Raw genomic sequence first — 25,464 nt, 5'->3', positions numbered from 1 at the left:
TTCTTGATTATAAATAAGACTCTTCCACATCGGATTTATTTTTTTATTTCTGTATTGGATAATTGAAACAGGGAATTAATTTCTTGACAGAAGTGTTCCCTCGCTTCTTTAATGCTATGAATTTTTAATAAATAATTTTTTACTTGTACTAGGAAAAATGGTGTCAATTCTTTCACAATCGAATCAATATCTTCTCGCTTATCCTGTTCAAAATCGCATAATTTTTTTGCCCAAGAGAATGGCTGTTTTGTCTCTGGAAAGCCTGTTACTAAATCAGTAATTTTCTCATAAACAATAGGATCTTTAGGATCTAAGAAGTGCATATTGGAGTAAATCTGCTGTTGTAATTCATTGTTCACTTGTGCAGAAGGGGTTTTATCATCATTCCAAAAACTTCTAGATGTACTCAAATACGATGTTGCTACTTCTGGAAACATTTTTGCCATTTTTAAAAAGCTTGCATTGTGAATTTTTTTATCTAAAGAAATCTCTTTCACTGTATAGGCTCCGTATAAAGCATTTAGCGTTAAAAAGATATCAATGCCATACCTTAAAACACTAGGTGAGGCTATTTCTGATGAAAGTACTGCTCTTATTAACTGGAGAGAAAGAGCACAATCACCAGATATTGGTTGTCTTGGGCAAGCTTGTCCAAAATGGTAAGTAAGTAGTGGAAATACAAAATGATTTGTCGTATTCCCCTCTTGAAAGTTGCGCTTATAATTTGGGAGAACGTAATCCGCTCCGTCGATTAAAGCAGCCGTAAATTTCTTTATCCATGCAGGTGTTAATGATTTAATATCCCCGTCAATCAGCAAACACCCCTTAAGATCAGAAATCGTTTCTGCGTGCTTAAGGATTCTTAAAACGGCTCTCCCTTTACCTTGTTGTGAAAGCTTAAAGGATCTTTTTTCACATTTTGTCTCTGTTTGTAAAAATTTTTCTGGTGTCCCGTCTATACTACCGCTATCTGCATTAATTAAAATAATCTGTATGCCGATTTCTTGTGCATATTGATCGATTTGCTTAGTCAATTGAACAATGTTGTCTGCTTCGTTAAGCGTCGGTATTCCAATACAAAACATTTTTTCACTACTCCCATATAAAAATAGTTTGTTTAATGCTTTTAAATTAAATTTTAGAACGATCACCCTCTAACAAAAGGAATAAAACCGCTTTCTTTTTTTCTTTGAATGTTCATTAACAGATCAAACAAAAAATTAAAATCTATATACCTAAATTTTTAGAGTATTGGAACGTTTAGCTAATCCTTTTTCTTCCTTTCGATTTTACATGGAGTCCACCTCCTTATCGGTGAAAAAGTTTTACTATAATATAAGTTTACTTTTAAAAAAAAATATAAAATGTATTTAGAATTCGATTTCTTTCTTTATTTACGAATTTTCTGTGTATAAAAACAGAAAATTTCGCTTTTAACACTGGATTTAAGTCCAAAAGACAGACAAAATAAAAGGTTTGCCCAATTCCCGGTTCTCACGTACAGTTTCCGGTTTCTGGCAAACCTCTTCAATGCAAACACTTTCGCTCGATTTATTGTGCTCAAAATGCAGGAGCCCTCAGACTAACAAACAGCAAACTTACTTTTTCGCTTTATTTTCGTTAATCTTTTGATACACTTGAGCAATTGTCTGTTCAAATTTAGATGTGTATTTAGGTTCGTAATATACTTTATCCATGAGATTATCAGGTAAATATTGTTGATCTACCCAAGCGTTTTCATAACTATGTGGATATTTATAATCTAGAGCACGCCCTAGCCCACTAGCACCGTAATAATGTCCATCACGCAAATGAGCAGGTACTTCACCACTTAAACCTTGGCGAATATCTTTAAGCGACTTATCGATCGCAACAATAGCAGAATTAGATTTTGGCGATAAACATAGCTCAATCACAGTATTTGCTAGCGGAATTCTTGCTTCTGGAAAGCCAATTTTTTCAGCAGTTTGGATAGCAGCGAGTGTTCTCGCTCCTGCTTGAGGGTTAGCAAGCCCAATATCTTCATACGCCATAACGAGTAGTCTTCTTGAAATACTGACTAAATCACCTGCTTCAATCAATCGTCCCATGTAATGCAGTGCTGCATTTACATCACTGCCACGAACAGATTTTTGAAAGGCACTTAAAACATCATAGTGTGCATCCCCGTCTTTATCATGTGCTAAGCTTTTTTTCTGTAAACATTCTTCTGCAACGTCAAGTGTGATCTGAATTTGTCCAGCTTCATCTTTTTCAGACGAAACAACTGCTAATTCTAAAGCATTTAAAGCACTTCTAACATCACCATTACTTGCTACAGCTAAATGATTCAATGCTTCTTCCTCTACTTCTACTTGATACTCCCCTAAGCCGCGTTCTTTATCTTTTAAAGCGCGCTTGATTGCTTTGATGATCTCATTTTTCGCTAAAGGTTTTAATTCAAAAATTTGCGTTCGACTCCTAATTGCTGGATTAATCGCAATATATGGATTGCTTGTCGTTGCGCCAATTAAAATAATCGCTCCGCTTTCAAGGTGTGGTAAAAGAAAATCCTGCTTTGCTTTATCTAAGCGATGGACCTCGTCAAGTAAAAGAATAACCGTGCCACTCATTTTTGCTTCAGCAACAACCACTTCCATATCCTTTTTATTATTTGTCACAGCATTTAAAGTACGAAAAGCATATTTGGTACTCCCAGCAATAGCCGAAGCAATTGACGTCTTGCCAATACCAGGCGGGCCATATAAGATCATAGATGATAATTGTTTTGCTTTAACCATACGATAAATTATTTTATTTTTTCCTACCAAATGAGTTTGCCCAACGATTTCATCAAGCGTTTTGGGCCTCATTCGGTAAGCTAATGGTTGAATTGCCATAACTAATCTCCTTCACTTTTCTTCTACCTATTAGTATAACATAGTAGGCAGACCTCAGCGCATTTAGTGAAAGAGTTATGTTATAATAATTGAAAGCTTATTGTTTGATGGAGGTTATATAAAATGAAAATCACAACAAAAGGCAGATATGGACTGACTATCGCTTTAGAACTTGCTCGTGCTTATGGCAAAAACCCCGTTTCTCTTCGAAGTATTGCAACAAGTAAAAATTTATCCGAACATTACTTAGAACAGCTCGTTGCCCCACTGCGAAATGCTGGAATTATAAAAAGCATTCGTGGCGCTCACGGAGGCTATATCCTAAATGGCCCGCCACGTGAAATTACTGCTGGCGATGTGATCCGAACACTTGAAGGACCCATCGTCCTTGTTGAAAGTCTGGAAGATGAAGAAGCCGCACAACGCGAGCTTTGGATCATGATGCGTGATGCGATTAGACGTATTTTAGATCATACGACGCTTGCTGATTTAATTCAACATGATCCTGATGATCAGTCAAGTGGCTATATGTTTTATATTTAAGATTGATTAAAATTCGACCTGTTTTCTAAAAATACAATGAGAATTGTGTTTAGCCCCTTCCACAAAATCCCAACCTCGCTTATAATGAGAAAGGAAATGTATTTTTAGGATTGGAGGCCGCTTGTAATCTTATGCGAAAGATTCCCATTTTCACACTTATTGCAGCCTTTCTTTTAGGTGCTTCTTATCTTTATTATCATCATGCTAAATCGAGGGTTGAACTTAACTTTAATTTTGCGGTTGATAAAAAATTAAGCAACTATACTATCAGTGGTCGCATTGACGGAGCTGGTGATAAGGTTATCACTTTACCCCTTGCCAAAAGCGAATGGCAGTCGGTAAAGAAAGGGAAATACTACACGATTAACTTGACCTTTTATAATAAAAAAACGCTAGACCAAAAAGACAAAGCTAAACTTCAAGGTCCTTTTTGGTTAAATCAAGCAAACCAAGGTTTACTTGTTAATAAAGTAAAAGTCATTAAAATTGAAGAAGCTGACTTTTGATTAAAAAAACAGCTTATGCGAAAAAACGCATAAGCTGTTTTTTTTAATCAAAATGAAGTTTTAATTCGGCAAGTTGAGCTTCACTAACTTCTCCTGGTGCATTTGTTAACGGATCAATCGCACTACCAGTTTTCGGAAAAGCGATTGTATCACGTAAATTTGTTCGCCCCGCTAAAATCATCACAATCCGATCAAGCCCAAGTGCAATTCCGCCATGTGGTGGCGTCCCGTAATCCAGTGCATCCATCAAAAAGCCGAATTGGCTCTCTGCTGCTTCGTCAGAAAAACCAAGTGCACGGAACATTTGCTGTTGGACTTCTTTTTGGTAAATTCTAAGTGAACCCCCGCCAATTTCATAGCCGTTTAAAACAATATCATACGCTTCTGCCATCGCATTTTCTGGATTCGTTTCAAGTAAAGGAAGATCTTCTTTACGTGGCAATGTAAATGGATGATGCGCCGCTGTAAAACGCTTTTCTTCTTCATCGTACTCGAATAATGGCCAATCTGTAACCCAAAGAAAAGCAAGTTCAGTTTCATCAATGAGTTGAAGGTCTTTTCCAAGTTTTCCTCGTAAAGCGCCAAGAGCTGCCGCAACCACATTCTTATGATCGGCCACAAAAAGCAGCAAATCCCCTTCTTCCGCTTCTAATTCACTGATAAGCAATTGTTCTTTCTCTTCATCAAAAAATTTAGCAATCGGCCCTTTAAGCCCATCCGCCTCAACTTTCATCCAAGCCAAACCTTTTGCTCCATAAGTTGCTACAAATTCACCAAGTGCATCAATCTCTTTACGTGAATATTTACTAGCTGCTTGTTTCGCATTAATTGCCTTAACTTCGCCCCCACCTGCTATTGTCCCAGAGAATACATTAAACGTTACGTCACGAACAATACGAGAGACATCTTTTAATTCAAGACCAAAGCGAATATCTGGCTTATCGCTACCAAAACGTGTCATTGCCTCTTGATATGTCATTTTTAAGAAGGGGCGCTCCAGTTTTTCACCGGTTACTTTTGCAACGATCGCAGCTAACATCTCTTCTGTGATCGATTGGATTTCTTCTTTCGTTAAAAAGCTTGTTTCCAAATCAATTTGGGTAAATTCGGGCTGACGATCTCCACGTAAATCCTCATCACGAAAGCAGCGTACAATTTGGTAATACTTATCAAACCCAGCAGTCATTAACAGCTGCTTAAAAATTTGTGGCGATTGTGGTAAAGCATAAAACGATCCTGGATACACACGACTTGGCACTAGATAATCACGCGCGCCTTCTGGTGTACTTTTTGTTAAATAAGGCGTTTCGATATCATAAAATCCTAATTCATTTAATTTGCTACGAAAAACATTTGTTACATCATGACGCATTTTAAAAATTTTATTCATCTCTGGTCTTCTAAGATCAAGGTACCTGTATTTCAAGCGCAGCTCATCAGAAACATTAATCCCATCTTCAATATAAAAAGGAGGCGTCTTTGAAGCATTTAAAATAGCAATTTCGTCTGCTAAAATTTCTATTTTTCCAGTAGTAATTTTTTCATTTATCGCTTGATCACTACGCTTTACTACCTTTCCTTTAATCGTAACGACAAATTCACTGCGTACCTTTTCTGCAATAGCAAGGGCCTCAACGGATCTTTCAGGATTAAAAACGACTTGTACAATCCCAGAACGATCTCTTAAATCAATAAAAATTAGACCTCCTAAATCTCGTCTTTTTTGCACCCATCCATGTAAAACAACGACTTCCCCAATATATTCTTCTGTTACTTGCCCACAATAGGTTGTTCTTTTTTCCAACGATATTCCTCCTCATTTCATGCGTGTTAGTAAAGTAGCAACTAATTCTGTTTCAGCGACTTCTTCCTGCTCACCCGTTGCCATATTTTTAAGTTGATATTTTCCCGTTTCAAGTTCACTTTCACCTAAAATAACTGTATAAAGTGCGCCTTTTCTACTAGCATCTTTTAATTGTCCTTTTATTTTACGATCGAGATAGTCTTTTTCTGCTGAAATGTCTGCTTGACGTAAAGTATTTACAAGTTCAACAGCTTTTGTGTTCGCTTCTTTTTGTGCAGTGATAACGTAGCAGGTGAGAACTTCCTTTTCTGGTAAAGAAATGTCCGCTTTTTCAAGTGCAAGCAATACACGCTCTACCCCCATACCAAAGCCAATTCCTGGGGTCTGTGGTCCGGCAAATTCTTCTACTAAACCATGATAACGCCCACCACCGCAAAGTGTGGCTTTCGCACCAAAGCCTTCTTCAATACTCATAATCTCAAAAGTTGTATGATTATAATAATCCAAACCACGTACAAGTGTAGCATCCACCGTAAAATCAATTTTCATTGCTTGTAAATACGCTTTTACTTGCTCAAAATAGGCGAGCGAATCATCATTTAAAAAAGCTAAAATAGCCGGCGCCGTTTTGACAAGTGGATGTTCATGATCTTTTTTACAATCTAGGATCCTAAGTGGATTCTTGTGCAGACGCTTTTGACAATCTTCACAAAACTCATCAATTTGCGGCTCAAAATGGTTGATAAGTGCTTCTCTATGACGTAGTCTACTCTCTTTATCACCTAAGCTATTCATAACTAGTTGAATATTTTTCAAGCCGATCTTATAAAAGAAATTCATGGCAAGTGAAATCACTTCAGCATCGATTGAAGCATCAGCACTTCCGAGCGCTTCAATACCTATTTGATTAAATTGTCTTTGCCTTCCCCCTTGTGGACGCTCGTAGCGAAACATTGAACCACGATAAAATAGTTTCACAGGCTGGTCAACGTTACCATACATCTTGTGTTCAACAAAAGCACGCACGACAGGTGCAGTTCCTTCTGGTCTAAGCGTCATACTACGTCCACCTTTGTCATTAAACGTGTACATCTCTTTAGAAACGATATCTGTAGAATCACCAACGCCACGTTCAAAAAGCTCCGTATGCTCAAAGATAGGCGTACGAATTTCACGGTATTGATAATTATCCGCAATCTTCATAAATGCTTTTTCTAAAAAATGCCATTTTGCCACCTCTTCAGGCAAAATATCTCGTGTGCCGCGTGGTAATTGAAATTTCATCTCATTAGACCTCCTAAAATTCTCTTAAATACACAAAAAAAACTCACGTCACTTGTCAAAAAACAAGGGACGAGAGATTACTATTCACCCGTGGTACCACCCTAATTGGAACTAAAATTCCCACTTTTTCCGTTAACGCCGAAATACGTCTTGACCTACTTGAAAAAATCGTTTGGCCAAAACCTCTAGAGTGTCTTTCCAAAAAATATCACAATGAATTTCTTTCAGCATCCGAAATTCTCTCTACAAATTGGAGGGATTTTTTGTACTTTTCTCCGTCTCTGGTTTCTTATTATGAATTATTACTAGATTACTAAAAATCATTTAGAAAGTCAACATTCTGTCCGTTTTTTCAAAAAATGGCAGTAAAAGGTTTCCCGAAAAGCGAATTTATGGTACGATTTTAATGTTATGATAAGTTAATAGAGAAGTTTTAGGTGGTGTGCCCATTTCGTGAAAAAGAATTTGTTATTGATTACCATTATTTCGTTTTTACTGATTGCTGCAGGAATTATGACAACCATTGCCATGGCAAATGCCAATACAGTGACGGTTCAAGCTGAAGTTATCAACGTCAGGAGTGGCCCAGGACTTGCTTATGATGTAACCCATCAAGTAAGAAAAAATACTGTCTTAAAAGTAATCGGTGAAGAAAATAAATGGTACAAAGTAAGATTTAAAGATGGAAATACTGGTTTTGTCGCCAGCTGGTTAGTAAAAAATACCGAAGTTAGCGCCGCAAGTAATAGTATCGCTGTCGTTACTTCGAGCGGTGGCTTAAATATCAGGAAAAAACCAACATCTGACAGCGAACGCCTTGGTATGTTAAACACTGGTGACCAAATTAATGTCGTTAGTGAACAAAATGGTTGGGCTCAAATCCAGTACAAAGGTCAAAATGCTTGGGTAAATGCTTCATACATCAAAATTCGCGAATCAACCACAAAAGCAAGCGGATCTAATCTACAAAAATTAACCATTCGTGATAATGCAACCAATATTCGTAATAAGCCCAATTTAAATGGTTCAGTCATTGAAAAAGCCGACTCTGGCCAAAGCTATTCCATTGATGGCGTACAAGGCGATTGGTACAAAATCACAACAACTTCCGGAAAAGAAGGTTATGTAGCAAACTGGGTAGTCGACATCTCAAGTTCAAAAGAGGCTGCACCTGTCGAAAAATCCAAAACAACAAGCTTGTCTGAAGCAACGATTGTTATCGATCCCGGCCACGGCGGACACGATCCCGGTGCAAAAGGTGCAGATGAAACAATCGAAAAGAAAGCTACATTAAAAACGGCCAAAATCCTCGCTGAAAAATTACGTAAAAGCGGTACAAAAGTGATTATGACGCGTGAAAGCGATGAATATGTTTCTTTAAAAACACGCACAAATATTGCCCAAGAATATCATGCAGATGTTTTCGTAAGTCTACATTTCGATAGCGTTGAAGAAGATCAAAAAAGCGTCCATGGACAAACGACTTACTACTACAAAAATAAAGATGAAAGCTTGGCCGAATCAATTAATCAAAGCCTAGGCAAAGAACTTCCTACTTCTAACCGTGGAGCTCGTATTGGTGACTTCTATGTCGTTCGTGAAAACACTCAACCTGCTGTCTTACTTGAACTTGGCTATCTAAGTTCCAAAAGCGATGAGAAAAAAATCAATTCTAAAAGCTACCGTGAACACGTAGCAACAGCAGTTTACCAAGGCCTTTCAAATTATTTTGCTAACTAAAAGAAAAGGAACCCATCCGGATTTTCATGAAGCTACGGATGAGTTTCTTTTTTTATTTGAATCGCTGTCATTTTAATAGAAATATTCTAGCATTTCTAGAAACTATGGTATAATGAATTAGACGTTATTAAATACTGGAAGTGACTAAATCATAAAAAGCATTCAAGCTGAAGTCTTGCTATGGACAAGTGGCGCGATTACGAAACCTTGGGAACTAGGACGTCCTACGAGGTTTTAGAGCTATGTAGTTTTGAATGCTTCCAAAACTATTTTAGAAAATATTTCTCAAATGGATTTGTTTTAGAGCTATGTAGTTTTGAATGCTTCCAAAACACGCTTGTGTTGAGTAATGAAGATTGTGGTGTTTTAGAGCTATGTTGTTTTGAATCTATTATAAAAAAATCAGATCATGTCTATAAGTTTTAGAACTACATTATTTCGAACAAACAAGTTCTTTAAATCACAGAACATTACAACTCACCCCCTGATCATAAACTGCCTTTTTCAAACACAACAATTCAAGCTTTTCGTTTTGAAAGTCTAGTAAGATTTACAAAACGAAAAGCTTGTTTTTGTTTTATTCTGTTTGTAAGGATCAGTCCAACAATTCTTCTGTATCAAGCATTATGGTAACTGGTCCATGGTTATTAATGCGAACATCCATGTCTGCTCCAAATACACCACGTCCAATGCCGATTCCGCTGTCTTCTAGCTTTTCGTTCAGTAGTTCATAAAGAGCTTCTGCTTGTTCTTTTTCAGCAGCTTGGATGAAACTTGGACGCCGACCTTTTTTAGCATCTGCATATAACGTGAATTGTGATACTGAAAGAATATCACCTTCAATTTCTGTAATTGAGCGGTTCATCTTTCCTGCTTCATCTTCAAAAATTCGTAAGCTGCTAATTTTCTTTACAAGATAATCGACTTCTTTTTCAGTATCTTGATGTGTGACGCCAACAAAGAGTGTCAGGCCCTGGGCAATTTCAGCAATGACCTCATCATCAATCGTAACACTTGCTTCTAAACACCTTTGAATTAAAACACGCACTGCAAAAACCTCCTAATTCATTAACCTGCGAACGGTATAAACATCTGGGATTTGCTTGATTTTATCAACAACACGTTGTAGATGACTGATATTATGGATTTGAAGTGTGACAACAAGTGTTGCCATCTTGTTATTATCCACTTTCGCATTCACTCCATTAATATTAGAGGTTAAACTGTTGATCACTTGAAGAATATCATTTAACAGCCCACTCCGGTTATATCCGTAAATCTCAATATCAACATTATAATCTGTTTTAGCGTCAAGATCTGCCTCTTCCCATTCCACTTCGATAAGACGATCCTTTTCAGCAGAGTGCACATTGGGGCAATCCTTGCGATGAATAGAAATACCGCGTCCTTTCGTGATATAACCGACAATGGCGTCACCTGGAACCGGATTACAACAACGTGACAAGCGGATGAGTAAATTCCCGATGCCCTGAACGACAACTCCTGCACTATGCTTGATTTTTAATTTTTCATTATTAGCTTCTGTGCTATTTGTCTCAGGTTGGTTCAAAAGGCGTCCTGTCTTCTCTTCATTCGCGCGTTCTTTACGTAATTTTTCAGTCAAACGATTGGCTACCTGAAGCGCCGTAATGCCATTATAGCCAACAGCCGCAAAAAGATCATCTTCATGTGAGAAGTTTAATTTTTCAACAAGTCGATGAAGATTTTCTGTTGTTAAAATTTTCTTTGGATCAAAATCGAGCTGACGCAATTCTTTTTCAACTAAATCATGGCCCTTTTCAACGTTTTCTTCTTTCGTTTGTCGTTTAAAAAATTGTTTGATCTTATTTCTTGCTTGTGACGTTTGCACCAATTTAAGCCAATCACGACTTGGGCCATAGGAATGCTTTGATGTCAAAATTTCAATGATGTCTCCTGTTTTTAATTTATAATCAAGTGTGACAATTTTACCGTTTATTTTCGCGCCTATTGTTTTATTTCCAACTTCTGTGTGGACACGATAAGCAAAATCAAGTGGTACTGAACCATTTGGTAGCTCAAAAACGTCCCCTTTCGGTGTAAAGACATACACCACGTCAGAAAATAAATCGAATTTTAATGATTCCATAAATTCTTCTGCATTATCTGATTCATTTTGGTATTCGAGAATTTCACGGAACCAAGACATTTTATTATCAAATGAGGTTTTGCTATTCATCTGCCGGCCTTCTTTATATGCCCAATGTGCTGCGACCCCATATTCAGCGATTTGGTGCATTTCATGTGTTCTGATTTGCACTTCAAGCGGCTCACCTTGTGGACCGATTACCGTTGTATGAAGCGATTGATACATATTTGATTTAGGCATGGCGATATAGTCTTTAAAACGCCCAGGCATTGGCTTCCAGCGCGTATGAATAATGCCAAGGACAGCATAACAATCTTTAATGCTACTAACAATAATTCGAACAGCTAGCAGATCGTAAATCTCATTAAATTGCTTGTGCTGTTCGCTCATTTTACGATAAATAGAATAAATATGTTTTGGTCTTCCAGAAATGTCTGCTTTAATTTTCAGCTCATCCAAATTCTCATTTACGCCGTCAATCACATCTTGTAAATAGCGCTCCCGTTCCCCGCGTTTTTGCTTCATTAAATGTACAATTCGGTAATATTGCTGCGGGTTTAAATAGCGAAGTGCTGTATCTTCAAGCTCCCATTTTACACGGCTAATCCCTAACCGATGAGCAAGTGGTGCAAAAATTTCTAAAGTTTCATTAGCAATCCGCTGCTGCTTTTCAACAGGTAAATGTTTAAGCGTTCGCATATTATGCAATCGGTCAGCTAATTTGATTAAAATAACACGAATGTCCTCTGCCATAGCAATAAACATTTTTCGGTGATTTTCAGCTTGTTGTTCTTGATGTGATTTATATTTGATTTTACCTAGTTTGGTAACACCATCAACAAGCATAGCTACTTCAGCACCAAACGCCTTTTCTAAATCAGCTAATGTGATGTCTGTATCTTCTACAACATCATGCAAAAATCCTGCTGCAACAGTTGATGGGTCCATTTCAAGTTCAACCAAAATGCCAGCGACTTGAATAGGATGAAGGATATAAGGTTCACCTGATTTACGAAATTGCTCAATGTGAGAATCACGAGCAAACTCGTAAGCTTTTTGAACGATTGTCAGATGTTCTTTATTCATATAATGAGAAGCCATTTCAATGACTTGTTCTGCAGTTAAATTCTTTTCTTTAGCCATCTCATTTCCCCCTCTTTTCCCATTTTTTAAAGCTAAAATTTAGAAAAGCCACTATAAAAGTAGCAAATCCTTTCAAAAAATGATTCTTATTTTTTATTATATCACGATTAAATAACCTTTATAAAGTAATTCGGGTTTAGAGTATAAACGATAAACACTCGCCCTTACGTGATTTTTGACAGACTTTCGAAAACTTGCACAAATACTTGTACAAAATTGACTTATCCTCTACATTTATTTCTAAAAATCCATTAAAATCAAACGGTCATAGCCACTTAATTTTTTATGTCCTTCAAGTTCAGTTAATTCGATTAAAAAGGCACATCCTGCTACAATACCGCCTAATTTTTCAACGAGGTGAATCGTAGCTTCGATTGTTCCGCCTGTTGCAAGTAAATCATCTGTGATAAGCACACGTTGCCCAGGCTTAATGGCATCTTGATGCATAGATAAGATGTTCGTTCCATACTCTAAATCATATTCCATATCAATCGTTTCTCGAGGCAATTTATTAGGTTTTCGAACAGGTGCAAAGCCGATTCCTAATGCATAAGCTACCGGGCAACCAATGATAAAACCTCGCGCTTCAGGGCCAACAATAATATCAATGTCAAGTTTACGTGCATACGCAACAATTTGATCGGTAGCAAATTTATAAGCTTCCCCATCATTCATAAGTGGGGTAATGTCTTTAAAAACAATGCCTTTTTTAGGCCAATCATTGACAATCGCTACATAATTTCTTAATTCATTTAAGTCCATATTTTCTTTCCTCCAACGTTTGGCAAACAAGTTTAAGTTTCAAGAACCTGCTTCATCCATTGATATAAATCGTGATAATTGGAATAAAGCAACTTTTGATGTGTTTCAATTTGTTGCTGTTGTTTTTTGTAATAATTTGATTCTGTTAAATCTCGTTTAGATTGAACAGGCGTTAATGTAATCGCTCCATTATCCATTTCAGCAAATTTCAGCTCGAAAAACACATTGGCCATAAATTCGATCTGCGCTTTTTTCCAACCAAATTTTTGTGATAAGCGCGGGATATATTTATCTAAAGTGAAAGGCTGAAATTCCTTGATTAATTTATAAAAAGTAGCAAATTCTGCTCTACTTGGTAAACGATCAAATCCTTCTGTCTGTGAGTTACCAAAATGGACATAAAGTCTCTTTGGCTTGATTTCCCTAATAATTTGCTCAATAGCTAAAAGATCGTTTGGCATATCCGCAATAATCAACTCATTGATTGTCGTTTTTTGCAACTGATGAGTTGTTGGGAGTTGTAAGACTGGTTGATGCTCAGCTGCAAGTTGCTGATAGGTTTCTTCAAGAAAACAAACGAAAAGCCGATCATCTATGGCTTTTTCAGCGATTAATTTTTTCCAAGTTATTTGATTTCTGGCATCGAATAACTGCCAGTGTCTGACAGCTACATCTACTAACTGTAGTTGTGCTTTTTGGCTACCGTTCCATTCATTGATGGATAGTTCCCCAATGACATCCACTTGTGCATTGATAGCGATCTTTTCTGCTAAAAAACCGACATGAAAACCAACCGCATCAAGTCGGCTGTTTTCTTTAGCAAGCGTTGTTTTTAAATGGGTTTTATCTGCACCAATCCTTCGTGTATTCGCAAATTCTATCTCTTTAAATAAAAAGATTGGCTTAGGATTGCAGATACCAAATGGCGCTAGCTTCTCGATTTGTTTTATGAAAGGAAGGCTGACCGTACTTAATTCTAATTCGGCTTCAATGCATTGTTCCTTACGAAAATCTTCGTCATGAAGTTGCTTAGCTTGTTCATTTAAGTTTTCAATGAGTGACTGAAGATGGACCATTTGAACTGTTAATCCTGCTGCCATTGGGTGTCCACCAAACGCTTCTAAAAGTGCTCTATTTTTGTCTAATGCTTGATATAAATGGAACGCTTGGATACTTCGCCCTGAACCTTTAGCAAGACCTGTAGCTTCATCAACTGCAAGAAGAATTGTAGGGCGACTATATTTTTCTACAATACGTGAAGCAACAATCCCCAATACACCAGGATTCCAATCAGGGTTTGCCAGGACAATAACGCGCGGTATTTCGCTCTTATTTTCTAATAAAGCGGTTGCTTCCGTTGTAATATTTGCCACTATTTCACGGCGCTCTTTATTAGCCATATCAATTTTCTCTGCTAAAAAAGTGGCTTCGTTATCATCGACTGTTAAAAGAAGATCACAAGAAGCATCAGCAGGACCAAGACGCCCAACAGCATTAAGACGTGGCGCTAGCGCAAATCCAATCGCTTCTTCACTTACTCCTTCTAGCTTGACACCTGCTTTTTTAGCGAGTGCTTGAAGGCCTAAATTAGGACTTTGCTGCAATTTCATCAGTCCTTTTTGAACAAAAAGACGATTCTCATCTGTTAGTGCAACCAAATCAGCGACCGTTCCAACAGCAACCAAGTCAAGAAGCTCAGTCGGTTCTTCTCCAAGTAAAGCGTGAGCCAGCTTATAACTTACACCAACGCCAGCAAGCTCTTGAAACGGATACTTCGAATTAGGATGTTTAGGATGAATAACAGCAATCGCTTCAGGCATTACCGCGCGAGCTTCATGATGATCTGTCACAATAACATCTAAAGCAATTTCTTTTGCAAATTTCATTTCATCAAGTGCAGCAATTCCATTATCCACTGTAATAATTAAATGATACCCTTGATCCTTCGCTTTTTTTAAAGCCGCTTTATTTGGGCCATATCCTTCAGTAAAACGATTGGGGATATAATAGTCTGGCGCAGCGCCTAATTTTTTAAGTGCATAATGAAGAACAGCAATACTCGTGACCCCGTCCGCATCGTAATCGCCGTAAATTAAAATACGCTCTTTATTTTGAACAGCTTGGTTAATTCTTGAAACAGCTTTATCCATTTCAAAAAATAAAAAAGGATCGTAACCACTATACTTTTCGGGGTGCAAAAATTTATCCAATTGATCTTTTGTTGTTATACCACGTTTTAAAAGGATTTTTGCTAACTGTTCATCGATTTGAAGTGCATCTTTAACTTGTTTGGTCTTGTTTTCATCTACTCGATCAATTTTCCAGGAGTATTTTGCATCAATCATTTGCTCCCCACCTTTCAACTTTCCTATTATAGCGAAAAAATAAGAAAATGCCAATTGTTTACGGTTTTTAGTTGTTTTCGCCAGCAAAAAAATTGGTATGCTATGTAATGAGTTAAAACAATGCGCTCACTTTTTAGAATTCTTGCTTCGATTCATTTTTTTCCAGTTCAATCTTTTTCATACCGAGTGCTTCTTCAGCTGCGAGTTGTCTTTTCAAATCGTTAATTTCTTCGTTCAATTGTCTGACTTCTTTTCTCGCTTGTCTTGCTTTTGCGATATTTAAAAAGAACATGATTAAACAACCGATTAAAACTGAACCTAGAATAAGTAAAATAAGCGGCCAGTCTGCTTTAGTAAATAAAAAATTCACTTCTACTGGATCCGTATTAATGACAGCAAACACTGCAATCATGAGAGCAAGAACAATCCCTGTTACGACTTGCCATTGTATTTTCATTTAAAATCCCCCACTTCTCTTATAAAAAAACCGGGAACACCTCTGTTCCCGGTTCATGTATTTTAATTATACAACTGGTTGACCAGCATTGCGTTTTTTCTTTTTCTTCACTGTATCAAGTGGCCCTTTTTTATTTACTTGATGGGATTTAAATACGTACCAAAGCTGCATCGCCATAAATATGGACGAGAATACACTGGAAATTAATCCCACAAGAAGAGCGATTGAAAAGCTCAAGATTGATTCATTACCAAAGATAACAAGTGCTAAAACGGTAATCAAAACAGTCACAATAGTATTGATGGAACGAGTAAATGTCTGTCTTAAACCATGGTTAACTGCAAAAGCAACATCTTCTTTCGTTTTGTACCGTTTCATTTTCTTACCGATATCGCGAACACGGTCAGCTGTTACAATCGTGTCATTAATCGAATAACCGATTACGGTCAGAACTGCTGCAATAAAGGTTAAATCTACTTCAATTCTAAAGATACTAAAGAAGATGAAGATCGTAAAGGCATCAAATAAAAGTGACAGAATCGCTGCAATACCCATGTAAAACTCAAAGCGGACCGCAATATACAACACAATTAAAACAGAAGCGATGGCAAGTGCATAAATGCCGTTTTTGGCAAGCTCTTTTCCAACTGTTGGTGTTACGGTGCTAATGCTTGGTTCGTGTTTGTATTTATCACTGAAGTAAGACTTAAATTTAGCTACTTCATTTTGTTTCAATGCGCCTTTATAAGAGATTACTGCCGTTGTTGAATTTTTACCTTGGAATGTAATATTATCCGATGGCATATTAATTTCTTTTAGATCTTTTTCAACCGTTGATTGTGTGATCTTCGCATTTGAAGTAATCTCAGCACGAGTACCACTTGCAAAGTCGATGCCAAGGTTCATTTTGAAAACTGCTAACAAAATAATACCAACAATCGTAATGGTTGTAAAAATACCTAAGAACAAACGATGATGTTTTACAAAGTCAAAGCGATCGAAACGCGTTTTCAAGTCATAGGTGCTTACGCCATCATGCAGACTATGAATTTGTTTTTTATTAACAGAAAATAATCCTGGTTTATTATTAAGGACATTGCTTTTAACAAGAAGGCCAAGTAAAAGACGAGATCCCCAAACAGCTGTTAAGAAGCTTAATAAAATACTGATGATTAATACTGTTGCAAAGCCTTTAATTGAACTTGTACCGAAATAAAAGAGGACACAAGCAACAATTAATGTCGTAAGGTTTCCATCCAAAATGGCCCGGAAAGCTTCCTTACTCCCAACATCAAAGGCCGCTTTTGTTGATCTTCCGACTTTGAGCTCTTCTTTTATCCGCTCATAGGTAATCACATTGGCATCAACAGCCATACCGATTCCTAGAATTAATCCAGCAATCCCCGGAAGTGTTAACGTTGCATTTAACAAACTTAAAACAAGCAGCACTAAATACGTATAAGCAATGAGTGTAATCGATGCAACGATACCTGGTAAACGGTAAACAGCAATCATAAAGACAAAAATTGCTAGCACGCCGACGATTCCAGCAATTACTGTTTCATTTAGAGCATCTTGTCCAAATTGAGCACCTACAGAAGTAGAATAAACCTCATTCATTTTAACAGGAAGCGCACCAGAGTTTAAGAGATTAGCCAAGTTTTTCGCTTCGTTTGCAGTGAAGTTTCCTTCGATTTGAACATTGTTGTCATCAATGACTTTGCTTACATTAGGTGCAGATAAGTAAGCCGGATTTTTTTTACTTTTCTCAGTTTCATATTTTTGACCTTTTTTGTAATCTAGCCAAATAACCAATTGATTGTTTGGTGTTTGATTTGCAATTTCTTTTGTTACTTTAGCAAATTTGTCAGCACTTTTTAATTTTAACGTAACAATTGGATTATTATTTTGACCAAAAGCTTGTTTAGCGCCACCAGGAACGAGATCAGATCCATCTAGCTTTACGTTATCTTTTGCATCTCTAAAAGATAACTCAGCTGTCGTTGAAAGCATCTTTCTTGCTTCATTTTGATCTTTAATTCCCGCTAATTGCACGCGGATACGATTATTCCCTTCAATTGTAATCGACGGCTCAGCTACACCAATGCTGTTAATCCGACGATCAAGTGCACTTACAGTATCAGTAAGTGTTTGTCTGTCCACTTTTCCTTTTCCATTTGCAGGCTTCACTTCATAAAGAACTTCAAAGCCGCCCTGCAAATCTAGTCCGAGATTGATTTTTCCAAGCATCATTTTAGCAGTACCAAAAACGACACCGAAAACAATCGCCACGACTAAAAAGAAAGTAATTAACTTGCCTTTTTTAACCATTTCCTTATCTTTCCTCCTTATGGAACACTCAGTCCGCGTCGCTCTTTAAAACTTCTTGAACAAGCGTCTCATCTAACAAACTTTGTTTCACCTGTTTTTTAGATGGTGTTGTGATAAACTGCATCAATTGCCCAATGTTCATCTGCATAATATCATTAATTCCTTCATGCAGGCTTGGAGGTGAAACATTTCTCCATTTTACTTCTGTTAAAAAGGACCATATGTGACTCATCTTTATTTCCCGGTAACCAAGGATATGAAAATCTTCTACTTTAATTAAAATTGCTGGTTCCAGCCTCTTATACCAGTTTTCAAAAGCTCCCGTCATAAATTCCCCTCCCCATATAACAATCAACTATTCTCATTTTATCGAATTATTGACAAAATGGAAAGTATAATTTTACTTAAACCTGCATAAAAAATATAAAAAACGCCATTCTAACTAGGAGAATAGCGTTTTTAAATTATTTCTGTTCTTCATCTTTTTGTTCTGTTTCTGGCGCTTTTTCTTCAGTACTTGCTTCTACTCTATTTCCTTTTTCAAGCACAGTACGAATGGCATTTCGATCGAAAGTTAATTTCGTATTGCCAGATTTTAAAACAACCGTACCATCTTCAATAGCCTCAACAACACCATGAAGTCCTCCGATTGTAATAATTTTATCACCTTTTGAAAGTGAATTTTGCATGTTTGCTACTTCTTTTTGTCGCTTTTGTTGTGGGCGAATCAATAGGAAGTAAAACAAAATAATCATTAAAATTATTGGAATAAAAGCTCCTAAACTTGCCAACTATTTCAGCTCCTTTCAAGCTATCTAACAGTAATATATTTAGAAATTTTTCGCATTTGGACGGTTAAACCCATATTGCTCAAAAAATTCTTCCCGAAATTCAAATAGACGATCCGCTAAAATTGCTTTTCTGACATCTTTCATTAAGTTTAACAGAAAATATAAATTATGGTAAGTTGTAAGCCTGATACCAAATGTTTCTTCACAACGAATTAAGTGGCGAATATAAGCTCTTGAATAATTACGACATGTATGGCAATCACAATTTTCATCAAGTGGACGAAAATCACGTGCAAATTTCGCATTTTTAATAACTAAGCGCCCGTTTGAGGTCATACAAGTGCCATTACGAGCAATCCGCGTAGGTAGTACACAATCAAACATGTCAATCCCACGAATCACACCATCAATTAAAGAATCAGGCGAACCTACACCCATTAAATAGCGTGGCTTATCACTAGGTAAATGAGGTGTTGTAAATTCAAGCACTTCATTCATAACCTCTTTTGGCTCCCCGACCGAAAGCCCACCAATGGAATACCCAGGAAAATCTAGTGAAACAAGGTCACGCGCACTTTGCTTACGTAGGTCCTCATAAGCGCCACCTTGTACGATTCCAAATAAACCTTGATCATGCGCACGTGTATGCGCAGCAAGACCTCGCTCAGCCCAACGTGAAGTCCGTTCTACCGATTTTTTCATATAATCATGTGTGGCTGGATAAGGTGGACATTCATCAAAACTCATCATGATGTCCGAACCTAGTGCATTTTGAATTTGAATTGCTTTTTCAGGTGAAAGAAAAAGCTTGTCCCCATTTAAATGATTGCGAAAATGAACGCCTTCTTCTTTAATGTCCCGCATATCGCTCAAACTAAAAACCTGAAACCCACCTGAATCAGTTAAAATGGGCTGATCCCAGTTCATAAATCGATGAAGCCCACCAGCTTCTTTGATTAAGTCTTCACCAGGACGAAGCCATAAGTGATACGTATTGCTTAAAATGACACCGGCTCCCATTTGTTTTAGTTCTTCCGGGGACATCGTTTTTACTGTAGCAAGTGTTCCCACTGGCATGAACATTGGCGTATCAAATGTCCCGTGTGGTGTATGAAGCTTGCCAAGACGTGCGCCCGTTTTTTTATCAGTTTTGATTAATTCATAACGAATGGCAGTCATTTGTTCCCTCTTTCTCATTTACTCTAATTTCTAGCATATCGAAAAAAAGCACAGAACACAAGTCTTTTATTCATTGTTTTTTTAGTAAATCAACATTGCATCGCCAAAACTAAAAAAGCGGTATTTTTCAGAAACGGCATGCTTATAGGCATTTAAAATATTTTCGCGTGTTGATAAAGCAGATACAAGCATAATTAATGTTGATTTCGGCAAATGAAAATTCGTGATGAGCGCATCAACTGCTTTAAATTCATACCCCGGTGCAATAAAAATATCCGTCCACCCAGAATCAGCAACAAGATGACCATCATGCTTTGTTGCAATCGTTTCTAGTGTGCGAATCGATGTCGTCCCAACAGCAATAATTTTGCCACCCTGTTTTTTAACACGCGTCAATTCTTCAGCCACCTCTTCTGTTAAACGATAAAATTCAGCATGCATCTTATGTTCACTTGTATCAGCAACATCTACCGGACGAAAAGTACCTAATCCCACGTGTAATGTAACGAAATTGATGGAAATGCCTTTTTGCTTTATTTTTTCTAGCAACTCTTCTGTAAAATGAAGTCCTGCGGTAGGTGCTGCTGCTGAACCCATGTCTTTTGCATAAACCGTTTGATAGCGATCTTGATCCTCAAGCTGTTCTTTGATATAGGGTGGAAGTGGCATTTTACCAAGTTTTTCTAAAACCTCATAAAAGATTCCTTCGTAATGAAATTCAAAAACACGGCCTCCATGTTCTAACTCTTCTGTACAAACCGCGCGTAATTCACCATTTCCAAAAATGATTTCGTTCCCAACATGAACGCGTTTTGCTGGTTTGGCTAGTGTTTCATATGCTCCGTTTTCAAGCGGCTTTAAAAGAAGAACTTCAACACGCGCGCCGGTTTCTTCTTTTATACCATAAAGACGCGCTGGTAAGACGCGTGTATCATTTAAAACAAGTGCATCACCCGGAGTAAGATAATCAAGAATGTTCGTAAATGCTTGGTCTTTGATCGCTCCTGTTTTTTTATTTAAAACCATCAAACGACTAGAAGAACGATCTTGTAGTGGTGTTTGAGCAATTAGTTCTTCTGGTAAATCAAAATCAAAATCTTCAACTCTCATCATTAAACACCTTTTTCATTTGGAATTCCAAGATGCTTGTATGCAGCATCTGTAGCGAGCCGCCCGCGAGGTGTCCGTTGTAAAAATCCAATTTGGAGAAGATATGGTTCGTGCATATCTTCAATGGTTTCACGTTCTTCACCGATGCTTGCAGAAATTGTATCCAGTCCAACAGGCCCACCGCGAAAAGCTTGGATAATTGTTTTTAATAATTTTTGATCAATCGTATCGAGACCTCTTGGATCGACTTGTAACAAGGTTAACGCCTCGCGCGCCATCTCAAAAGAAACAAGACCATTTCCTTTTACTTGGGCAAAATCACGCACCCGTTTAAGTAAACGATTCGCAATCCTTGGGGTCCCGCGTGAGCGTCTAGCAATTTCAAGTGCACCATCTGAATTAATTTCGGTATTTAAAATCGCTGCCGTTCTTAAAACAATATTTTGAAGCTCCGTTTCATTATAAAATTCTAAATGATCAACCACACCAAATCTGTCACGTAGTGGAGCAGATAATTGACCTGCTCGTGTAGTAGCACCAACGAGAGTGAATGGTGGCAAATCAAGGCGAACAGAGCGCGCAGTTGGACCATTTCCAATCACGATATCAAGGCAGTAATCTTCCATTGCTGGATATAAAATTTCTTCAACAGATTTTGTTAACCGGTGGATTTCATCAATAAAAAGCACATCACCAGCTTCAAGTGAGGTTAAGATGGTTGCTAAATCGCCTGGACGTTCAATGGCAGGACCACTCGTTGTTTTAATCTCAGAACCCATTTCCTTAGCTATAACCATCGCAAGCGTCGTTTTTCCAAGACCAGGAGGCCCGTAAAGAAGCACATGATCAAGTGATTCTTCCCGCATTTTTGCTGCTTCAATAAAGATCGCTAAGTTATGTTTTACTTTTTCTTGTCCAATATATTCAGAAAGAAATTGTGGACGCAAACTCGTTTCAAAGAATACTTCTTCCTGATTAACGTTTTCGCCGGAAACAATTCGTTCATCCATACCACGTTCCTCCCTCTTACTTTGTCATCAACTTCAAGGCTAATTTAATATACTCGTCACTTGACAACGCCTTTTCACTTAGTTTAGATAATACTTTCTTCAATTCACGCGGGCTATAACCAAGAGCTTCAAGTGCTAAAATCGCTTCTTCAAGCTCTGGTGTTAATCCATCAGTTATCTCCGCTTTAGTATGCGCTGTAGTCATTTCATCGACCACGATATCTCCTAACTTTCCTTTTAAATCCAAAATAATTTGGCGTGCGGTTTTTTTACCAACGCTTGGAAATTTAGTTAAATAAACATCATTTTCTGCTTCAACTGCGGTAATTAATTGTTTCACATCAGAAGCTGCAACAATGGCTAAAGCGCTTTTTGGACCAATTCCTGAAACGCTAAGTAATTTTTTAAATAATGAGCGTTCATCAATTGTCTTAAAGCCATATAATGTGATGCTATCTTCGCGTACATTTTGATATAAATAAATTTTAATGATTTCCTTATTAACTTGGAATGAAAATGGATTTCCAGTAATAACTGAATAACCAATTTGTCCTGCTTCAATTACAATATTTTGTGGTGTAATCTCAGTGATTTCACCTTTTATATAATCATACATCAAGTTCGTCCTCTCTTTTCAAACACTCTATTATTTATGATAGCATAAAAACGAACGTTTGTGCTATGGAAAAGGTTAAGGGATCTTAGTTTACATAATACTATTATCGCTAATTATAAAGCTTGAATATACCCTTTAATAACATGAGCTGAATCGGTAAAAGCTTGTTTTTCTGACGCATTCAATTCAAGCTCAATAATTTCTTTCACACCATCTTGGGTGAGGATAGCTGGGACACCTATCGCAATTCCATCTTCACCATATTCTCCAGAAAGAATGCAAGAAACCGTTAACGCACGCTGACTTCCACTAAAAATATGGTGGCAAATTTCAACGATTGTCCCACCAATTCCGTATTCAGTACACCCTTTTTGGTGATAAATTTCAAATCCCATATTTTTTGCTTTCTCACCAATTGCTTTTAAATCGAATGGAGCACCAAGTTTTGCTTTACTATAATCATTAAGTGATTTCCCGTAGATAGAAGAGTGCGACCAAACGGGAAACTGAGAATCCCCGTGCTCTCCTAAAATAAAAGCATCGATACTTTGTGCTGCAATATCAAGCTCTTCGGCTAGAATGCGGCGTAAACGAGTTGTATCAAGCCAGACACCAGTCCCTATGACGCGCTCTTTAGGTAAGCCAGATAATTTCCAAACTTGATATGTAATAATATCACATGGATTGGTTGCAATTAAAAAAATGCCATTAAAGCCACCTTTCATCATTTCTGGAATAATTTTGGCAACAATATTTGAAGTAGATTTAAGTTCATCAAGACGTGTTTGACCAACTTTTAGTGGACCTGCTGTTACCGTAATAACCGCAATATCAACATCTTTGCAGTCACTTGCAGCGCGTACGGAAATATCAAGTTTTCCAGGCATAAATGCAGCTGCATCGGCTAAATCTTTACGATGCCCCATCACACGTTCCTCATTCAAATCGACTAAAATTAATTCTTCAATAAATTTTTGATTAATAAAAGCATGAGCTGCTGCTGAACCTACGTTCCCAGCGCCAATGATCATTACTTTACGTGGTTTCATTTAAAACTTCCTTCCATTCTTATGTCTTGTCTATTCTACACAAAAAAGTTGGATTGAAGCAAGTGTTTCTTGTCATACTGTTCGAATGTCTGTCGGAGAAGGAAAATAATACTTATCTCCATAAACAAGTTTTCTACAACATGAAAACACACACTCTAAAAATAGAATGTGTGTTTGATATTCTTATTTTGCATATTCTACAGCCCGTGTTTCACGAATCACGGTTACCTTGATATGCCCAGGGTAATCAAGTTCTTCTTCAATTCGTTTCCTGATATCGCGCGCTAATCGATAGGAAGCAAGGTCGTCAATCGCTTCAGGTTCTACCATGATACGTACCTCACGCCCCGCTTGGATAGCATAAGATTTCTCAACACCTTCATAGGATTCAGAGATCTCTTCTAATTTTTCAAGACGACGAATGTAGTTTTCAAGCGTTTCACTACGAGCACCTGGTCTTGCAGCAGAAAGTGCATCTGCAGCAGCTACTAACACGGCAATAATCGATGTTGGATCCGTGTCACCATGATGTGAAGCAATACTATTTATAACCACTTCATTTTCTTTATATTTTGTTGCAAGCTCAACGCCAATTTCAACGTGACTACCTTCAATTTCATGATCAATTGCTTTACCAATATCATGTAAAAGACCTGCACGTTTAGCAAGTGTCACATCTTCGCCAAGTTCTCCTGCTAAAATACCAGCTAAGTTTGCAACTTCTAATGAGTGATTAAGTACATTTTGTCCATAGCTTGTACGGTAACGCAAACGTCCTAGAATCTTAATCAGATCAGGATGAATAGAATGAATACCCACTTCAAAGGTTGCTTGTTCACCAACCTCACGAATATGTTCATCAACTTCTTTGCGTGCCTTATCTACCATCTCTTCAATTCGAGCTGGATGGATACGCCCATCTTGAACAAGTTTTTCAAGAGCAATCCGTGCAATTTCACGACGAACAGGATCGAATCCTGATAAAATAACTGCTTCGGGTGTATCATCAATGATTAAATCAATGCCAGTTAATGTCTCGAGTGTCCGAATATTCCGTCCTTCACGTCCAATTATTCTACCCTTCATTTCGTCATTTGGTAATGAAACAACAGATACGGTTGTTTCAGCAACATAGTCAGCTGCAGAGCGCTGGATGGCAAGTGACAAAATATTCTTTGCCTTTTTATCAGCCTCTTCTTTGGCTCTATTTTCTGCCTCTTTTACCATAATAGCAGTGTCATGGGACAATTCTTCTTCTACTTGGTTAAGGATGATATGTTTAGCTTCATCTTTTGAAAGTGCAGAAATTCGCTCTAGTTCAGCTTGCCTATTTTGCATCATCTCATCAATTTTGCTTTCCTTCTCTTCAATATGTTGTTGCCGTTTACTGATATTCTCCTCTTTTTTCTCAAGTGTAGCTTCTCGTTTACTCAAAGAAGTATCTTTCCTGTCGAGGTTTTCCTCCCTTTGCAATAAGCGATTTTCTGATTTTTGTAATTCGACTCTTCGCCCACGAAGTTCATTTTCGATTTCAGTACGTAACTTATGGCTCTCTTCCTTTGCTTCTAGCAGCGCTTCTTTTTTTGTTGTTTCTGCTTCCTTCTTCGCATCTTCAACAATTAATTCAGCAGTGCCACGTGCAGCAACAAGTCTCTTTTGTGTACTTGATTTATTAACAAGTGAGCCCACAACTAAACCGACGATTAAGAAAAGCAAGCTGGAGATGATTATGATTGCAATTGTCATCCTTACACCTCCTTTGCTATTCAATTTTCGTTATGATTATG

General features: G+C 37.5%; 21 protein-coding genes and 1 other annotated feature. Of the genes, 3 read left to right on the top strand and 18 right to left on the bottom strand.

Features of this window, described 5'->3' with window-relative positions:
- Positions 1 to 35: 35 nt before the first annotated feature.
- Positions 36 to 1,085 (bottom strand): glycosyltransferase, encoded by a 1,050-nt coding sequence (locus tag G6Q10_RS03565; protein ID WP_163652939.1) that lies wholly within the window; start codon positions 1,083 to 1,085, stop codon positions 36 to 38.
- Between the two features lie 513 nt (positions 1,086 to 1,598).
- Positions 1,599 to 2,879 (bottom strand): replication-associated recombination protein A, encoded by a 1,281-nt coding sequence (locus tag G6Q10_RS03560; RefSeq protein WP_163652937.1) that lies wholly within the window; start codon positions 2,877 to 2,879, stop codon positions 1,599 to 1,601.
- A 123-nt stretch (positions 2,880 to 3,002) separates the two neighbouring features.
- Between G6Q10_RS03560 and cymR the strand changes: the two genes are divergently transcribed.
- Both cymR and G6Q10_RS03550 read left to right on the top strand, forming a co-directional pair.
- Positions 3,003 to 3,422: a cysteine metabolism transcriptional regulator CymR gene (cymR, locus tag G6Q10_RS03555; RefSeq protein WP_163652935.1), complete on the top strand. Its 420-nt coding sequence runs from the start codon at positions 3,003 to 3,005 to the stop codon at positions 3,420 to 3,422.
- Between the two features lie 131 nt (positions 3,423 to 3,553).
- Positions 3,554 to 3,928, top strand: a complete 375-nt coding sequence (locus G6Q10_RS03550) for a hypothetical protein (RefSeq protein WP_163652932.1) — start codon at positions 3,554 to 3,556, stop codon at positions 3,926 to 3,928.
- Positions 3,929 to 3,971: 43 nt separating this feature from the next.
- Here the strand turns inward: G6Q10_RS03550 and aspS are convergent, their stop codons facing one another.
- Positions 3,972 to 5,732: an aspartate--tRNA ligase gene (gene aspS, locus G6Q10_RS03545; protein WP_163652930.1), complete on the bottom strand. Its 1,761-nt coding sequence runs from the start codon at positions 5,730 to 5,732 to the stop codon at positions 3,972 to 3,974.
- 12 nt (positions 5,733 to 5,744) lie between these two features.
- On the bottom strand, positions 5,745 to 7,016 hold the full coding sequence (gene hisS, locus G6Q10_RS03540) for a histidine--tRNA ligase (protein WP_163652927.1): 1,272 nt from the start codon (positions 7,014 to 7,016) through the stop codon (positions 5,745 to 5,747).
- A gap of 62 nt (positions 7,017 to 7,078) precedes the next feature.
- Positions 7,079 to 7,307 (bottom strand) — a binding site (T-box leader).
- Positions 7,308 to 7,529: 222 nt separating this feature from the next.
- Between hisS and G6Q10_RS03535 the strand changes: the two genes are divergently transcribed.
- Positions 7,530 to 8,756: an N-acetylmuramoyl-L-alanine amidase family protein gene (locus G6Q10_RS03535; protein ID WP_163655706.1), complete on the top strand. Its 1,227-nt coding sequence runs from the start codon at positions 7,530 to 7,532 to the stop codon at positions 8,754 to 8,756.
- Positions 8,757 to 9,351: 595 nt separating this feature from the next.
- Here G6Q10_RS03535 and dtd read toward each other — a convergent pair.
- The 14 genes from dtd to rny form a co-directional block, all read right to left on the bottom strand.
- Positions 9,352 to 9,804, bottom strand: coding sequence for a D-aminoacyl-tRNA deacylase (gene dtd / locus G6Q10_RS03530; RefSeq protein WP_163652925.1), 453 nt, complete (start codon positions 9,802 to 9,804; stop codon positions 9,352 to 9,354).
- 12 nt (positions 9,805 to 9,816) lie between these two features.
- Positions 9,817 to 12,027 (bottom strand): RelA/SpoT family protein, encoded by a 2,211-nt coding sequence (locus G6Q10_RS03525; RefSeq protein ID WP_163652923.1) that lies wholly within the window; start codon positions 12,025 to 12,027, stop codon positions 9,817 to 9,819.
- A 240-nt stretch (positions 12,028 to 12,267) separates the two neighbouring features.
- A complete protein-coding gene (locus G6Q10_RS03520) occupies positions 12,268 to 12,789 on the bottom strand; it encodes an adenine phosphoribosyltransferase (protein WP_163652922.1) in 522 nt (173 codons plus the stop codon).
- Between the two features lie 32 nt (positions 12,790 to 12,821).
- Positions 12,822 to 15,134, bottom strand: a complete 2,313-nt coding sequence (recJ, locus tag G6Q10_RS03515) for a single-stranded-DNA-specific exonuclease RecJ (RefSeq protein ID WP_163652920.1) — start codon at positions 15,132 to 15,134, stop codon at positions 12,822 to 12,824.
- Between the two features lie 133 nt (positions 15,135 to 15,267).
- On the bottom strand, positions 15,268 to 15,591 hold the full coding sequence (locus G6Q10_RS03510) for a LapA family protein (RefSeq protein WP_163652918.1): 324 nt from the start codon (positions 15,589 to 15,591) through the stop codon (positions 15,268 to 15,270).
- Between the two features lie 66 nt (positions 15,592 to 15,657).
- On the bottom strand, positions 15,658 to 17,922 hold the full coding sequence (gene secDF / locus G6Q10_RS03505; protein WP_163652916.1) for a protein translocase subunit SecDF: 2,265 nt from the start codon (positions 17,920 to 17,922) through the stop codon (positions 15,658 to 15,660).
- A 28-nt stretch (positions 17,923 to 17,950) separates the two neighbouring features.
- Positions 17,951 to 18,250: a post-transcriptional regulator gene (locus G6Q10_RS03500; protein WP_163652913.1), complete on the bottom strand. Its 300-nt coding sequence runs from the start codon at positions 18,248 to 18,250 to the stop codon at positions 17,951 to 17,953.
- A gap of 136 nt (positions 18,251 to 18,386) precedes the next feature.
- A complete protein-coding gene (gene yajC / locus G6Q10_RS03495) occupies positions 18,387 to 18,713 on the bottom strand; it encodes a preprotein translocase subunit YajC (RefSeq protein ID WP_255464898.1) in 327 nt (108 codons plus the stop codon).
- A gap of 39 nt (positions 18,714 to 18,752) precedes the next feature.
- On the bottom strand, positions 18,753 to 19,892 hold the full coding sequence (gene tgt, locus G6Q10_RS03490; protein ID WP_163652910.1) for a tRNA guanosine(34) transglycosylase Tgt: 1,140 nt from the start codon (positions 19,890 to 19,892) through the stop codon (positions 18,753 to 18,755).
- Between the two features lie 81 nt (positions 19,893 to 19,973).
- The gene (queA, locus tag G6Q10_RS03485) at positions 19,974 to 21,002 is read right to left on the bottom strand and encodes a tRNA preQ1(34) S-adenosylmethionine ribosyltransferase-isomerase QueA (RefSeq protein ID WP_163655702.1); all 1,029 of its coding nucleotides are present in this window, start codon (positions 21,000 to 21,002) and stop codon (positions 19,974 to 19,976) included.
- A gap of 2 nt (positions 21,003 to 21,004) precedes the next feature.
- The gene (gene ruvB, locus G6Q10_RS03480) at positions 21,005 to 22,012 is read right to left on the bottom strand and encodes a Holliday junction branch migration DNA helicase RuvB (RefSeq protein ID WP_163652906.1); all 1,008 of its coding nucleotides are present in this window, start codon (positions 22,010 to 22,012) and stop codon (positions 21,005 to 21,007) included.
- A 16-nt stretch (positions 22,013 to 22,028) separates the two neighbouring features.
- Entirely contained in the window at positions 22,029 to 22,628 is a 600-nt protein-coding gene (gene ruvA, locus G6Q10_RS03475) for a Holliday junction branch migration protein RuvA (protein ID WP_163652903.1), read from the bottom strand.
- A 113-nt stretch (positions 22,629 to 22,741) separates the two neighbouring features.
- Entirely contained in the window at positions 22,742 to 23,677 is a 936-nt protein-coding gene (locus tag G6Q10_RS03470) for an L-lactate dehydrogenase (protein ID WP_163652901.1), read from the bottom strand.
- Positions 23,678 to 23,860: 183 nt separating this feature from the next.
- Positions 23,861 to 25,423 (bottom strand): ribonuclease Y, encoded by a 1,563-nt coding sequence (rny, locus tag G6Q10_RS03465; protein WP_163652898.1) that lies wholly within the window; start codon positions 25,421 to 25,423, stop codon positions 23,861 to 23,863.
- Positions 25,424 to 25,464: the final 41 nt, after the last annotated feature.

The sequence above is a fragment of the Listeria sp. PSOL-1 genome (assembly GCF_902806445.1).
Taxonomy (GTDB): domain Bacteria; phylum Bacillota; class Bacilli; order Lactobacillales; family Listeriaceae; genus Listeria.
Note: the sequence above shows the minus strand (reverse complement) of the source record. Positions and strands in the feature narration are given on the sequence as shown.

Coding starts and splice junctions, on each gene's coding strand:
- G6Q10_RS03565 (WP_163652939.1), bottom strand. CDS start 1,085: ATGTTTTGTATTGGAATACCGACGCTTAACGAAGCAGACAACATTGTT.
- G6Q10_RS03560 (WP_163652937.1), bottom strand. CDS start 2,879: ATGGCAATTCAACCATTAGCTTACCGAATGAGGCCCAAAACGCTTGAT.
- cymR (WP_163652935.1), top strand. CDS start 3,003: ATGAAAATCACAACAAAAGGCAGATATGGACTGACTATCGCTTTAGAA.
- G6Q10_RS03550 (WP_163652932.1), top strand. CDS start 3,554: ATGCGAAAGATTCCCATTTTCACACTTATTGCAGCCTTTCTTTTAGGT.
- hisS (WP_163652927.1), bottom strand. CDS start 7,016: ATGAAATTTCAATTACCACGCGGCACACGAGATATTTTGCCTGAAGAG.
- G6Q10_RS03535 (WP_163655706.1), top strand. CDS start 7,530: ATGACAACCATTGCCATGGCAAATGCCAATACAGTGACGGTTCAAGCT.
- G6Q10_RS03525 (WP_163652923.1), bottom strand. CDS start 12,027: ATGGCTAAAGAAAAGAATTTAACTGCAGAACAAGTCATTGAAATGGCT.
- G6Q10_RS03520 (WP_163652922.1), bottom strand. CDS start 12,789: ATGGACTTAAATGAATTAAGAAATTATGTAGCGATTGTCAATGATTGG.
- recJ (WP_163652920.1), bottom strand. CDS start 15,134: ATGATTGATGCAAAATACTCCTGGAAAATTGATCGAGTAGATGAAAAC.
- G6Q10_RS03510 (WP_163652918.1), bottom strand. CDS start 15,591: ATGAAAATACAATGGCAAGTCGTAACAGGGATTGTTCTTGCTCTCATG.
- secDF (WP_163652916.1), bottom strand. CDS start 17,922: ATGGTTAAAAAAGGCAAGTTAATTACTTTCTTTTTAGTCGTGGCGATT.
- G6Q10_RS03500 (WP_163652913.1), bottom strand. CDS start 18,250: ATGACGGGAGCTTTTGAAAACTGGTATAAGAGGCTGGAACCAGCAATT.
- tgt (WP_163652910.1), bottom strand. CDS start 19,892: ATGACTGCCATTCGTTATGAATTAATCAAAACTGATAAAAAAACGGGC.
- queA (WP_163655702.1), bottom strand. CDS start 21,002: ATGAGAGTTGAAGATTTTGATTTTGATTTACCAGAAGAACTAATTGCT.
- ruvB (WP_163652906.1), bottom strand. CDS start 22,012: ATGGATGAACGAATTGTTTCCGGCGAAAACGTTAATCAGGAAGAAGTA.
- ruvA (WP_163652903.1), bottom strand. CDS start 22,628: ATGTATGATTATATAAAAGGTGAAATCACTGAGATTACACCACAAAAT.
- G6Q10_RS03470 (WP_163652901.1), bottom strand. CDS start 23,677: ATGAAACCACGTAAAGTAATGATCATTGGCGCTGGGAACGTAGGTTCA.
- rny (WP_163652898.1), bottom strand. CDS start 25,423: ATGACAATTGCAATCATAATCATCTCCAGCTTGCTTTTCTTAATCGTC.